Genomic DNA, 12,791 nt, shown 5'->3' with positions numbered 1-12,791 from the left:
ATGAATGAAAATGAGATTTTAATAGGTGTTTGTGGAGCTCATATGAGTGGTTTGCCTTTAAATTGGCAATTAACTGAACTTGAAGCTTCTTTTGTAAAAAAGTGCAAAACAAAAAAAGGTTATAGACTTTTTTTACTTGAAAATAAAACGCCAATTCGACCTGGTATGATTTATGATAGTTCTGTTAAAAGCCAATTAGAGCTTGAAGTTTGGTCTATGAAAGTAGAAAACTTTGGAAAGTTTATGAAACAAATAGCAAGTCCACTTGGAATAGGAACTGTTTTTTTAGAAGATGAGTCAAGTGTTTATGGCTTTTTATGTGAAGCAGATTTTGTGAAAAATTCAAAAGAGATAACAAGTTTAGGAAGTTGGAGAAATTTCTTATGTCAACAACAACAGTAGCTTGGATTTATCTTTTTATAGCTGGATTACTTGAAGCTTTTTGGGCAATTGGTTTGAAATATAGTGAAGGATTTTCAAAACCAATTCCTACTATTTTGACTTTGTGTTTGGTAGTTTCAAGTTTTTTTCTTCTTTCAAAAGCAATGAAAGTATTGCCCGTTAGTTTTACTTATGCAATTTGGTGTGCAATAGGAATAGTTAGTTTGGTTTTAATAGAGTATTTTTATTTAAATGGTGTTTTAAATTTTCAAAAAATCATCTCTATACTTTTTATTTTGATTGGAATTGTAGGCTTAAAAATATCATAGTATTAAGAAGATGTACTTAAAGCTTTATATATAATACGAAAAAAATATAAAGAGATTGATTTGAATGATATTTATGATTGTATAGTACTTGGCGGAGGTCCATCTGGAATCTTAGCTAGTATTAGTTGTGCTAGTGAAAATAACAAGGTACTACTTCTTGAAAAACTTCCAAAAATTGCAGCTAAACTAAAAGCAACTGGTGGAGGAAAATGTAATCTTACAAATACTTTAGATACTTTTGAGTTTATGGCAAAGTTTGGTAAAAACGGTCGTTTTATGAGCCATGCTTTGGAAGTTTTTAATGCAACTGATTTAAGAGATTTTTTTGCCAAAATTGGAGTTGAAACAATAGCAAGAGATGGGTTTAGAGTATTCCCTGTAAATCACAGTTCAAGTATAATTTTAAGTGCATTAGATGATGAACTAAAAAGAGTTGGTGTTGATGTTGAGTGTTCAGTAGCTATTGAAACTATAAAAAAAGAAGAAGATATTTTTATAATAACTTCAAAAGATAAAATCTACAAATCAAAAAATATAATCATAGCGACAGGAGGTTTGGGGTATCCAATTCTTGGTGCAACTGGTGATGGATATATCTATGCAAAAGATTTTGGTCACAGTATTACTTCAACTCATCCAGCTATGATGCCACTAATGACAAAAGAGAAAAACTTTGCTTCTTGTAAAGCTGATACAATCGCAAAAGCTATCTTAAAAGTAAATATTCCAAAGTATAAAAATCTAAAACTTGTTGGTGATTTGATTTTCACAAAAGAGGGGTTAAGAGGTCCAGTTATTTTGGATTTTGCTAGAGAAATTACTCCTATTTTAGCAAAACATAGTGAAGTTCCACTTTTGATAAACTTTTTAAAAGGTAAAAATGAAGAAGAGATTTTTTCTCATCTAAAAAATGAAATAGCAAAAAATCCAACACATACTATTTTAGAAAATTTAGAAACTCTACTTGCAACAAGTGTAGCAACGCAAGTTTTAAATATTTGTGAAATTGATTTAAATTTGAGATTTAAACAAATAGAGGGAATTAAGCGAGAAAAATTGGTTAAAACATTAGCTTGGACACCTTTTACAATCATAGGTCATGAGGGATTTAAAAATGCCATGATTACAAGAGGTGGAGTTGAACTAAAAGAGATAGAACCTAAAACTATGCAAAGTAAAATAGTTGATGGTTTGTACTTTTGTGGAGAAGTTGTAAATATAGATGGACCTTGTGGTGGATATAATCTTCAATGGTCTTTTTCAAGTGGATTTTTAGCAGGAAAATTAAATAAATAAAAATTAGGAAAAATATGAAAAAAATAAATTTAAAACATTATATATTTATAGTATTAGGTTCATTGGCAATGGCATTTGGAACAGTATGTTTTTTATCTCCAAATCAGATAATTACAGGTGGAGGAGTAGGAATTTCTTTACTTTTACATGCACTTTTTCCTCAAATTACCTTAGGTATTTTTATGGCAATGGTAAGTATTCCATTTTTGATTTTATCTTATGTTTATTTTGGGAAATACTATTTATTTAAAACATTTATTGTAGTAATACTTTTATCAACTTTTACAGACGTTTTAAAAGAAGTTTTACACGTAAAACCGATGACAAATGATATTTTATTGGCTGCAATTTTTGGTGGGATTTTTATAGGTTTAGGTGTTGGTTTTGTAATAAAAGGAAGAGCATCGACAGGAAGTACTTCGGTTGTTGGAGAAATAGTTGCAAAAAAAACAAAATATAAAGCAGCAGAAGTTTTACTTGCTATTGATGCAACTATTATGTTTGCATCGGTTTTTGTTTACAACGATATAAATAAATCCCTTTATAGTATGCTTAGTGTTTATGTTGGGATTAGAGTTATTGATATGATTTTAACGGGGCGTCCTTCTAAAAAAATAGTAAATATTGTTTCAAATAATGTAGAAGTTTTAAAAGAGCAAATAAGAGAAAGAATCGAAGAACACGGTACGATTTTAACAGGAATTGGACTTCATCAAGGACAAAATAAAACTATTATTTATGTTACAGTTGAAGCTAGTAAAATTGATTTATTAAAAAATTTGATAACAAAATATGATCCAGATGCTTTTATGATAATAACAGAAGCTTCAGAGTTTTTAGGCAGAGGTTTAAAATAGCTGATATGAACAAGTTTTAAAAACTTGTCCACTCATCTTCATCTACTTTAGCACATTTTATTTCATCTTTTGGTTTCGAAGAAGTTACTTTTTTTATCTCTTTTTTAGTTATTGTTTTTGTTTCAATATCTTCATTAGTTGAAAGTGCTTTTGCTTTTACTTCATCTTTTCCTATAAATTCTTTGTCATTTGCATTTGAAAGAACTAATTTAGCAATAGTGTCTGTTTGAACAGCAACACTATATGTTTGCGAAGCAATTTGTGCATTTTCTTGTGTTTGTTGGTCTAAAGAGTTGATGGCATGATTTATTTGTTCAATTCCTGCAAGTTGTTCTTTACTTGAAGATTCAACACCTTTTATAAGTTCAATAGTTTGTATGATATTTTCATTTAATGCTTTATATCCACTTATCATATCTTCTGATATTTTTTTACCTTGATCTGCTTTTTGTGTAGCACTTTCAACTAGATTTTTTATTTCACGTGCAGCTTCAGCACTTCTACTTGCTAGATTTCGCACTTCTTGTGCAACAACAGCAAATCCTTTTCCAGCTTCTCCAGCAGTTGCAGCTTCAACAGCAGCATTTAGTGAAAGAATATTTGTTTGGAAGGCAATTTGGTCAATAACTGTAATCGCTTCATTTATAGCATTTACTTCTTTGTCTATTTCGTTCATTGCACTTGTTGTTTGACTTGCTAGTGTTTGCCCATTTGTTACAGAACTTGTAACACTTGAAGCAAGTCTTGACATTTGAATAATATTATCAGTGTTGTTTGAAATATTACTTGAAATCTCTTCTACAGCAGCTGCTGTTTCTTCAAGTGCAGCAGCAGCTTCATTTGAGTTTTTATTTAATACATCAACATTTTTTAATAAAATCTCACTACTTCCACCTAAAGTTAAACCATTTGATTTATTTTCAACAAGCATTTCATTTATAATATCGGCAAGGTTATTTAAACCAGTTGTTACACCACTTCTACAATTTGGAATTCTGTGTGTAAAATCAAGTTTTGCATATCTTTCAAGCGCTTCAGTTACGTGATTTATATTTGTACAAATTTTTATTTGTAAACTATGGAACATATCATTTAGGTGCTCTCTTAAAGATTCTAAATTTCTAGATTCAGCTTTATTATTTAGCCTTTTATTTAAAAATCCATTTTTTATATCTTCTGCAATTGCATCGATTTCACCTAAAAACTTTTTATCTGATTCTAAAGTTATTTTTGTTCTTTCGATATTTTCATTTACAATTTTTGCCATAGTTCCAAATTCATCTTTTGAACTATCATCTAAGTGTTCGATTTTTCCACTATTATCATTATTTATAAAATGGAAAAAACTTAATAAACCTTTTTCAAAATTAGCTAAAGATTTTATTAAATTATTTGCTAATAAAAGAGAAAAAGAGACAAAGAAAATAATAGCTAGAATTAAAGTTACAAGTAATACATAATCCATCTCTTTGATTGTTTTATCTCTAAGTTCAGCAGCATTTTTACTAATAATATTTAATTTTTCTTCTAAACTAAGACCTACACTTGCAAGTTCTTTTATACTATTTGTAAGTTGTTCTGTATCTTCTAAAGTTCCAGTATATTCAGCAATTTTTATAGGATACATTCTATCAAATAGATATAAATATTTTCCAGATAAATCTAAAAGTTCACCAACTAAATCAACATTTCTTTGCTCTACTAATTTACCTTTCAAATCTCTAAGATTTGCTTGAAGATCCGAAAAGTCACTTCTAACTTTTAAAGCAGCTTGTTCATTTGGGTTTTGTAAAAATTGATAAACTGAAATTCTTCCCTTTAACATTTGTTGGATAAGTACATCAGTATGTTTAACTATATTTTGTCTTCCACTTGCATTGCTTTCAAAATATAAAAATATTGAAGCACAGGCAATAATTACAACAATAAATACTATTGGTAGTAAAAATAACTTTTTTCTGGTAGAAACATTTTTTAGCATGAAGTCCTCTTTTGATGATATTTAAAATTATATTTAAAATATAAATAAGTTGCTTATAAGAAGATTAAAAAAAGAAAATATAATAATTATAATAAAAAAATCTTATTTAATATGTTCGTTTGGTTACACTTTTTATAGTTAAATTTAAATTCATATTCTTTTAAGTAATAGAAGAAATTATTTTCTTCTATTCCTTTATATTTTTTCAAATTTAGTTCAATATATTTCCAAAATTCATTTAGTTTTGTTTGGTGAGAATTTTGTGAGTGAATTTTATACCAATTTAGATATTGAATAAATCCATCTTCTATATCAAAAGCACGATTTCCAATCTTTGGCATAAGTAGAGTATAAACTTTTCCATTTGAGTAAAATCCTATTATATTTATAGCTTCACTTAGAGATTTTTTCTTTTTATGTTTTTCTCTCTCTTTTATATAATAAAATTCTTCATATTCACTGTAATCTTTTATAGAATTTTGGTATTCTTCTTCTAGAAAAATGGCTATTTTTCTTCTAAGTAAATCAAATCTATCTTTTACAGTTTTGTAGTTTAAATCTAACTCTTTTGCTGTTTCAAGTGCAGTTTTGTCTTCACAAAATTTTTCTATGATTAGTTTATCTTTTTCAAGTTTTTTCAAAGAGAGTTTTTTTGCACATTTTTTGCATTTTATATAATCATTTGCTAACAAATAAAAAGTATTATTTTGGCAGTTTGGACAATTCATAAAGTATTTTATCAAATTAGTTCTAAAAATATATAAGTGCTTAAAAGTTATTATATAAAATTTAGAGTTTTTGGGTTAAACTTCACAAAAACTATAGATAAAAGGAAAAAATATGTGTAAAGATTGCGGCTGTGTAATAGCAGGACAAGAAAATAATCACCATCATCACGACCACGAGCATGATCATGACCATTCTCATCATAATTCACATGATAGTGCATCTCATCAAGCAGCACACGAAACACTACATCATAATCCACAACTAAATGATGCAAAAACAATTTCAGTTATTCAAAAGATTTTAGATAAAAATGACCACGAAGCAGCTCATAATAGAGCGCATTTTGATAATCATAAAGTTTTAGGAATAAATCTGATGTCAAGTCCAGGAAGTGGAAAAACTACATTTTTAGAAAATATTGCTGATATGGTAAATTTCAAATTTGCAGTTGTTGAAGGTGATTTGGAAACTTCAAGAGATGCAGATAGACTTAAAGCAAAAGGAATAAATGCTGTTCAAATACAAACAGGAAGTGCTTGTCACTTAGATGCGTTTATGGTTCATAAAGGTTTACATGATATCTCTTTAGATGGTATTGATGTTTGTTTTGTGGAAAATGTAGGAAATCTAGTATGTCCAGCATCTTATGATGTGGGAACTCACTTAAATATTGTTTTAGTTTCAGTTCCAGAAGGTGAAGATAAGATAGCAAAATATCCAGTTATGTTTAGAAGTGCAGATTTAATACTTATTACAAAAACAGATTTACTTCCATATTTTGATTATGATATTGAAAAAGAGAAAGCAGAAGCTAGAAAACTAAAACCAAATGTTGATATTTTAGAAGTAAATATCAAAGATAAACAATCACTTCAAAATGTAATTGATTGGATAAATTTCAAAAGAAAGATGAGATAACAAGATGTGTTTATCAATACCATCGAAAATAAAAAGTATAGATACACAGATGAATACTTGCGTAGTTGATACTATGGGAGTTGAAAGAAGTGCTAGTTTAGATTTAATAGATCAAGAGGTAAAAGTAGGAGATTATGTTTTAATTCATATAGGTTTTGCTATGAATAAAATAGATGAAGAATATGCTTTAGAATCTCTAAAAGTTTATCAAGAAATCATAGATAAAATGGAAGAAGATGACCGTTTAGCAGCTATTGAAGAATCGCAAAACTGTCCAAATAGATAAAGTGTAAAATATTATGGAAAAAGAGTTACAACTAAAAGATTTATATGATGGTTTTAGAGATTCAAAAGTTATAAAAGCATATAAAAAATTAATAGATGAAGATTTGAAAGATTATGATAAAACTATAAATATTATGGAAGTTTGTGGGGGACATACTCATACTATTATGAAATATGGAATACCACAACTTTTAAATAAAAAAATAAACTTTATTCATGGTCCTGGCTGTCCTGTTTGTGTTATGCCAAAAGATAGAATAGATAGTGCTTATGAGTTAAGTTTACAAAAAGATGTGATACTTGTAACACTTGGAGATATGATAAAAGTTCCAGGAAGTAAAGGAAGTTTACAAAAAGCAAGAAGTGAAGGTGCTGATGTAAGATTTGTTTATTCTCCTATGGATTGTTTAAAAATAGCAGATGAGAATAAAGATAAAATAGTAGTATTTTTTGCAATAGGATTTGAAACAACAACTCCAATGACTTGTGCTTTAATGGAGCAAGTAATAAAACAAGATATCAAAAATATTTTGTTTCATATAAATCATATAACAGTTCCTGAAGTTATGAGAGTATTGGTTCAAAATGAGAAGTGTAAAATAGATGCTTTTTTAGGACCATCACATGTTAGTGTTATAAGTGGAAGTAAGATATATGATGAGTTTCCAAAAGATTATAATAAACCAGTTGTTGTAAGTGGCTTTGAGCCAGTTGATGTGATGCAAAGTATCTCTATGATAGTAAAACAGTTTAAAGAAAAAAGAGCTGATTTGGAAATCGAGTATAAAAGACTTGTATCATATGAGGGAAATCTAAAAGCTCAAGAACTTATAAATAAATACTTCAAAAAAGTTCCTTTTAAATTTAGAGGAGTAGGTGAGGTAGAAGAGAGTGGTTATGAACTAAAAGATGAGTTTGATAAATACAATGCAAAAATAGTTTATAAAGATATATTACCAACTAGCGAAGTAAAAGAGAATAAAGCTTGTAAATGTCCTGAAATTTTAATGGGAATTGCAAAACCAACTGATTGTAAAATCTTTGGAAATGTATGTACTCCAACAAATCCAATTGGTTCATGTATGGTGAGCAGTGAAGGTGCTTGCAGTGCTTATTATAAATATGGGAATTTGTTGTAAAATAGTAAATGCAAAATACAATATATGAATATGAAGAATTAAAAGTATCAAAATGAATTTGTTGGAGAAATTATTTATTCAATATTATCAAGTCTCAAATAATAAACTTAACTTATCAGAAAAAATAAAACTAATTAATGATGAATTGAAATTTCATAAAGAAGTGCCATTAATGTTTATTGGATTGATTACTGATTTATTAATTAATGAACCAGAATGTTATTTTAATAAAGATGTTAAAGAAGAAATATACATAAATCTTACTAGCTTATATAATCTAGATAAAGATAAGTTTATAGAATCATTTTATAAAAATCAGAATAGACTTTTTCATTCAATAAATTCTTATTACCAAATTTTAGAGATATATAATGAACTCGATGATGTAGATTTTGATAATGGAACTAAAACAAAGGTTTATTATTTACCAATAATTACACAGTTAATGGAATTTTGTTTGAGTCATATATATAAACTAATTTTATATATTATTAATGATTTTGAAACTAAAGATTATACTAAACAGACAAAATTAGGTCAATTGAAAGATAATTTAAATAAATTTGATTATAAATATTTGATTGATATTAATATTGATTTTAGAAATGCTATTAGTCACGGTAATATTGAACTATATACAGATAAAATTGTTCTTACAGAAAAAGGAATTGAATTAAAGTATTATGAATTAAATGAAATGAAAAATAAATTACTTGATATTTCAAGTGGAGCTATTTTAGGAATAATAAAATTTATTAGTGATAATAATATTATCAATCCTACTTATTTATCAAAAATTGATGAAAAAGTACAATATGAATATTTAAGATTATTCTTACAAAATGAAAACATAAAAGTTAAATCATTTTCAAAAGGAATAATAGGAACAACTCAATTTAATATACATTTAACTATCAATAATATAAATGATACAAATTCAATAATTCATTTATTAGTTTTAGTTGGAAAAATTATTTATATTAGTTTTAATAATTATGAAAGATATTTTATAAGTTATTCACATCCTTATAGTATAAATGGAATGGTTTCTTTTGAGAAAGAACAATTAGAAAAAATGTTATTTAATGAAGATATTTCAGAGTTAGATAAATTATTATCTAAAGATTCATTAATTTTAATACCAACAATTCAATATATCAATATAGATAATCGTTCATATAAATTTCAGATTTTTCCAAAAATAGTAGGTCAAAATTGGGAGGTAAAATCAATAAAAGATATAAGTATTGAAAATTATAAAAGATTTGAAGCTAATTTGATTATTGACAATGGAAATATAACAAAGCAAGAAATAAATAATTTACTATTACAAGTTACGAAAAAAATTAGATTGTTAGAAAATAAAAGTAACCCAATTACAAAAATTAAACATGGTAAAATTGAAGCTGATATTGTTAGATTAAAAGTTTTTTATAAATCAAAAAATAGAGATTTATCCCTTTTATCTCGAAATGAAAGTTTTATTTGTTTTGTTCATTATTATAAAAGTGAAAAATTACCTAAATTAACTGTACCATTTTTAGATAATTATGTTTATGAAGATTTGAAAAAACTTGATATATTTTGGAATAAGAATTTAAAATTATGATTATTTTATTTAACATAAATAAAAAAAGAAAGGAAAAGAATAATGATAAAAAAAATAGCATTTATTGGCGTTGGAGTTATGGGCAAATTTATGGTTTCAAATTTGCTAAAAAATGGATTTGAAGTTAGTATTTATGCAAGAAATAAATCGAAAGTAGAAGATAGTATAAAAGAGGGTGCTATTTTTTGTGAAAGTATCAAAGAGTGTGTACAAAATAAAGATGCGATTATCACAATAGTTGGTTATCCAAAAGATGTAGAAGAAGTTTATCTTTCACAAGAGGGAATTATAAACTCTGCTTCACAAAATTCATACTTAATAGATATGACAACTACAACACCAACATTATCTGTAAAAATCCACGAAGAGGCTAAAAAGAAAAATCTAAAAGCATTAGATGCTCCAGTTTCAGGTGGAGATATAGGAGCTAAAAATGCAACTTTATCTATTATGGTTGGAGGAGAAAAAGAAGATTTTGAAGCTTGTAAAAAACTATTTGAAGCGATGGGGAAAACTATCGTTTATGCTGGAAATGCAGGTAGTGGACAACATACAAAAATGGCAAATCAAATAGCAATTGCAGGAGTTATGGCAGGAGTTAGTGAAGCTATTGCATATGGCAAAAAAATGGGACTTGATATACCAACTATGTTAGCAAGTATTAGTAATGGAGCAGCTCAAAGTTTTCATCTTACAAACAATGCTCCAAAGATGTATAAAAGAGAGTTTGAACCAGGCTTTTATATAAAACATATGGTAAAAGATTTAAAAATAGCAAATGAAGAGATGCCAAACCTAAAAGTATTAAAAGATGTGTTAGAGATATATGAAACACTTGAAGAAAATGGTGATGGTGATTTAGGAACTCAAGCTATTTGTAAATATTATGAATAAAGGTCATTTATGGATATAGAAAAAATAAAACAAAGAATACAAAAGTTTAGTGATGATAGAAATTGGGAAAGTTTTCATAATCCAAAAAATCTAGTTATGGCATTAAACGGCGAAGTAGGTGAGTTAAATGAGATTTTCCAATGGCTAAATTTTGAAGAATCGATGAATTTACCAGATGATGTAAAAGAACATACAAAAGAAGAGGTTGCTGATATTGCTATTTATCTTATAAGAATTTGTATGAAGCTTGATATAGACCTTGAAAAAGCAATATTAAATAAGATGACAAAAAATGAAGCTAAATATCCAGCCGAAACATCTCAAGGTGGAAGTAAAAAATATAGTAAGAGTAGGGAAAATAGATAAATGACTAAAACAATAACATTAGCTCAAGGAAATGGTGGAGCAGAGAACAATGAGCTTATAACAAAGGTATTTTATAATGCTTTTAAAAATGAAATACTAGAAAAAAGTGAAGATGCAGCAGTTATAGAAAATGGCAAACTAGCATTTAGTACAGATAGTTTTACAGTAAGTCCTCTTTTTTTTAATGGAGCAAATATAGGAAAACTTGCCATTTGTGGAACTTGTAATGATTTAGCCATGATGGGAGCAAAACCAAAATATCTCACTTGTTCAGTTATCATAGAAGAGGGTTTTGAAGTAGAACAACTTGAAATTATCGTAAACTCTATGAAAGAAGAGTTAGCAAAAAATGAAGCGATTATCGTAAGTGGTGATACAAAAGTAGTACCACGTGGTGCTGTTGATAAAATCTTTATAAATACAACTGGTATTGGAGAGATACTTTATAGTGGAATTAGTTCAAACAATATTACGCAAGATGACTTGATACTTGTTAGTCGTGATATTGGAGCTCATGGAGCTACTATATTTACTGCACGTGAGGGTATGGATATGCACTCAAATTTAAAAAGTGATTGTAACTCTTTATATCCTCAAGTAAAAGCTTTGATAGATGCTGGTATTAAAATAACAGCTTTAAGAGATGCTACAAGAGGTGGAGTAAGTGCAGTGTTAAATGAGTGGGCAAAACAATCAAATATTTGTATCGAAGTAGAAGAAGAACAAATTCCAGTTAGTGATGAGGTAAAAGGAATTTGTGAAATGCTTGGTTTTGAAGCAACAAATCTAGCAAATGAAGGAACTTTTGTACTTGCAATATCAAAAGATGATGCAGCTCGTGCAATAGAAGTTTTACATAAGTTTGAAGAGGCAAAAAATGCTTGTATTATTGGAAAAGTAACGCAACAATATCCACAAAGAGTTATATTAAATAGTTCTTGGGGAACAAAAAGATTTTTAGATACACCAACTGGTGAATTACTTCCAAGAATATGTTGATAAACTAAGTGCAACTCGTTGCACTCTTTAGAGTTTTTGCTTCTTTTTAACAGAATTTATTTCTGTGTTAAAAAAGAAGAGTTTATATGAAAAAGGTCCCTTTTTGAATGGGACATTTAAAAAGGAAACTATTATGCACGAATATAGTATTGTTCAATCACTATTAGAAAGTTGCGAAGAACACGCAAGGGTAAATGAGGCAAAAAAAGTTACAAAGGTAGTTGTAAAAATTGGAGTTTTAAGTGGAGTTGAACCAGAACTTCTTCAAACGGCTTTTGATACTTTTAAAGAACAAACAGTCTGCCACGATGCACAGTTTTTGATAAATGTTCAGAAGATAGAGATTTTATGTCTTGACTGTAATACAAAATCCACTTTAGAAAAACATGAGTTTTCTTGCCCAAAATGTCAAAGTGTAAATATAAAAGTAACTGATGGGGAAGATATGTATTTGATGTCATTAGAAATGGATTGAATGACTATTTACTAAATATTAATCAATTTATATTATAATAATGTTAATCTAAAATCATAAAATAGGAACTGCAATGTTATTGATGAAGTTACAATCAAAAGAAAAATTCTCTTTTTTACAATTAGCTCATTATCTAGCAAGAATAGATAATAGTTTTGGTAAAAGAGAAGAAGAAATAATCTTAGAATATTGTACAGAAATGGGAATTGAGAATTTAGATTCTTTTGATATGGAAAACTTTAGTTTAGAAAATATCTTAAAAGATTTTAAATCAGAAGCAAGTAAAAGAATTGTAATTTTAGAATTAATGATTTTAATACATATTGACCACAACTTTAATATAAATGAACAAATTTTAATAGAAAAAATTTCAAAAAGTTTTGGTATTGATATAAAAGATGTAAACGACTATTCTCAATGGGGAAAATCAGTTGCTATGCTTTATGAGGTTGCAAAAATATTTATAAATGAAGAAAAAGTTAGTTAAATTATTAATTAAAATTTAATTAACAAGAAATTTTGGATAGAATTTC

General features: G+C 27.4%; 15 protein-coding genes. 13 read left to right on the top strand and 2 right to left on the bottom strand.

What is annotated here, in order from left to right; genetic code table 11:
• From B0175_RS09350 to B0175_RS09335, 4 genes are read left to right on the top strand one after another with little or no spacing between them, the layout of a single operon-like run.
• The gene (locus B0175_RS09350) at window positions 1–402 is read left to right on the top strand and encodes an allophanate hydrolase-related protein (protein ID WP_108528313.1); all 402 of its coding nucleotides are present in this window, start codon (window positions 1–3) and stop codon (window positions 400–402) included.
• The gene (locus B0175_RS09345) at window positions 384–710 is read left to right on the top strand and encodes a DMT family transporter (RefSeq protein ID WP_108528312.1); all 327 of its coding nucleotides are present in this window, start codon (window positions 384–386) and stop codon (window positions 708–710) included. The genes B0175_RS09350 and B0175_RS09345 overlap by 19 nt, the downstream gene beginning before the upstream one ends.
• 60 nt (window positions 711–770) lie before the next feature.
• On the top strand, window positions 771–2,006 hold the full coding sequence (locus B0175_RS09340) for a BaiN/RdsA family NAD(P)/FAD-dependent oxidoreductase (protein WP_108528311.1): 1,236 nt from the start codon (window positions 771–773) through the stop codon (window positions 2,004–2,006).
• 14 nt (window positions 2,007–2,020) lie between these two features.
• A complete protein-coding gene (locus tag B0175_RS09335; protein WP_108528310.1) occupies window positions 2,021–2,863 on the top strand; it encodes a YitT family protein in 843 nt (280 codons plus the stop codon).
• 16 nt (window positions 2,864–2,879) lie between these two features.
• Here B0175_RS09335 and B0175_RS09330 read toward each other — a convergent pair whose 3' ends face one another.
• Both B0175_RS09330 and B0175_RS09325 read right to left on the bottom strand, forming a co-directional pair.
• Window positions 2,880–4,844, bottom strand: coding sequence for a methyl-accepting chemotaxis protein (locus B0175_RS09330; RefSeq protein WP_108528309.1), 1,965 nt, complete (start codon window positions 4,842–4,844; stop codon window positions 2,880–2,882).
• 86 nt (window positions 4,845–4,930) lie between these two features.
• Complete coding sequence (locus B0175_RS09325) at window positions 4,931–5,587, bottom strand: hypothetical protein (protein WP_228156096.1); 657 nt, start codon at window positions 5,585–5,587, stop codon at window positions 4,931–4,933.
• 97 nt (window positions 5,588–5,684) lie between these two features.
• On the opposite strand from B0175_RS09325, the gene hypB reads away from it, so the two are divergent.
• From hypB to B0175_RS09280, 9 genes are all read left to right on the top strand, one after another.
• A complete protein-coding gene (gene hypB, locus B0175_RS09320; protein WP_108528308.1) occupies window positions 5,685–6,491 on the top strand; it encodes a hydrogenase nickel incorporation protein HypB in 807 nt (268 codons plus the stop codon).
• Between the two features lie 4 nt (window positions 6,492–6,495).
• Window positions 6,496–6,777, top strand: a complete 282-nt coding sequence (locus B0175_RS09315; RefSeq protein WP_012013065.1) for a HypC/HybG/HupF family hydrogenase formation chaperone — start codon at window positions 6,496–6,498, stop codon at window positions 6,775–6,777.
• Between the two features lie 13 nt (window positions 6,778–6,790).
• On the top strand, window positions 6,791–7,915 hold the full coding sequence (gene hypD, locus B0175_RS09310; protein WP_108528307.1) for a hydrogenase formation protein HypD: 1,125 nt from the start codon (window positions 6,791–6,793) through the stop codon (window positions 7,913–7,915).
• Window positions 7,916–7,967: 52 nt separating this feature from the next.
• On the top strand, window positions 7,968–9,524 hold the full coding sequence (locus B0175_RS09305) for a hypothetical protein (protein WP_108528306.1): 1,557 nt from the start codon (window positions 7,968–7,970) through the stop codon (window positions 9,522–9,524).
• A gap of 42 nt (window positions 9,525–9,566) precedes the next feature.
• Window positions 9,567–10,418, top strand: coding sequence for an NAD(P)-dependent oxidoreductase (locus B0175_RS09300; RefSeq protein WP_228156095.1), 852 nt, complete (start codon window positions 9,567–9,569; stop codon window positions 10,416–10,418).
• A gap of 9 nt (window positions 10,419–10,427) precedes the next feature.
• Entirely contained in the window at window positions 10,428–10,784 is a 357-nt protein-coding gene (locus B0175_RS09295; RefSeq protein ID WP_108528305.1) for a nucleotide pyrophosphohydrolase, read from the top strand.
• Complete coding sequence (hypE, locus tag B0175_RS09290) at window positions 10,785–11,783, top strand: hydrogenase expression/formation protein HypE (protein WP_108528304.1); 999 nt, start codon at window positions 10,785–10,787, stop codon at window positions 11,781–11,783.
• Between the two features lie 133 nt (window positions 11,784–11,916).
• On the top strand, window positions 11,917–12,258 hold the full coding sequence (gene hypA, locus B0175_RS09285; RefSeq protein ID WP_108528303.1) for a hydrogenase/urease nickel incorporation protein HypA: 342 nt from the start codon (window positions 11,917–11,919) through the stop codon (window positions 12,256–12,258).
• Between the two features lie 73 nt (window positions 12,259–12,331).
• Complete coding sequence (locus B0175_RS09280; RefSeq protein WP_108528302.1) at window positions 12,332–12,745, top strand: hypothetical protein; 414 nt, start codon at window positions 12,332–12,334, stop codon at window positions 12,743–12,745.
• The last annotated feature ends 46 nt before the right edge of the window (window positions 12,746–12,791 follow it).

This window comes from Arcobacter lacus (assembly GCF_003063295.1).
Classification (GTDB): domain Bacteria; phylum Campylobacterota; class Campylobacteria; order Campylobacterales; family Arcobacteraceae; genus Aliarcobacter; species Aliarcobacter lacus.
This window is presented reverse-complemented; position numbering and strand designations above follow the sequence as displayed.

Bases quoted from the DNA above. Each gene is read 5' to 3' on its own strand.
- B0175_RS09350 (WP_108528313.1), top strand. From the start codon at position 1: ATGAATGAAAATGAGATTTTAATAGGTGTTTGTGGAGCTCATATGAGT.
- hypE (WP_108528304.1), top strand. From the start codon at position 10,785: ATGACTAAAACAATAACATTAGCTCAAGGAAATGGTGGAGCAGAGAAC.
- hypB (WP_108528308.1), top strand. From the start codon at position 5,685: ATGTGTAAAGATTGCGGCTGTGTAATAGCAGGACAAGAAAATAATCAC.
- B0175_RS09305 (WP_108528306.1), top strand. From the start codon at position 7,968: ATGAATTTGTTGGAGAAATTATTTATTCAATATTATCAAGTCTCAAAT.
- B0175_RS09295 (WP_108528305.1), top strand. From the start codon at position 10,428: ATGGATATAGAAAAAATAAAACAAAGAATACAAAAGTTTAGTGATGAT.
- B0175_RS09345 (WP_108528312.1), top strand. From the start codon at position 384: ATGTCAACAACAACAGTAGCTTGGATTTATCTTTTTATAGCTGGATTA.
- hypA (WP_108528303.1), top strand. From the start codon at position 11,917: ATGCACGAATATAGTATTGTTCAATCACTATTAGAAAGTTGCGAAGAA.
- B0175_RS09330 (WP_108528309.1), bottom strand. From the start codon at position 4,844: ATGCTAAAAAATGTTTCTACCAGAAAAAAGTTATTTTTACTACCAATA.
- hypD (WP_108528307.1), top strand. From the start codon at position 6,791: ATGGAAAAAGAGTTACAACTAAAAGATTTATATGATGGTTTTAGAGAT.
- B0175_RS09280 (WP_108528302.1), top strand. From the start codon at position 12,332: ATGTTATTGATGAAGTTACAATCAAAAGAAAAATTCTCTTTTTTACAA.
- B0175_RS09300 (WP_228156095.1), top strand. From the start codon at position 9,567: ATGATAAAAAAAATAGCATTTATTGGCGTTGGAGTTATGGGCAAATTT.
- B0175_RS09315 (WP_012013065.1), top strand. From the start codon at position 6,496: ATGTGTTTATCAATACCATCGAAAATAAAAAGTATAGATACACAGATG.
- B0175_RS09335 (WP_108528310.1), top strand. From the start codon at position 2,021: ATGAAAAAAATAAATTTAAAACATTATATATTTATAGTATTAGGTTCA.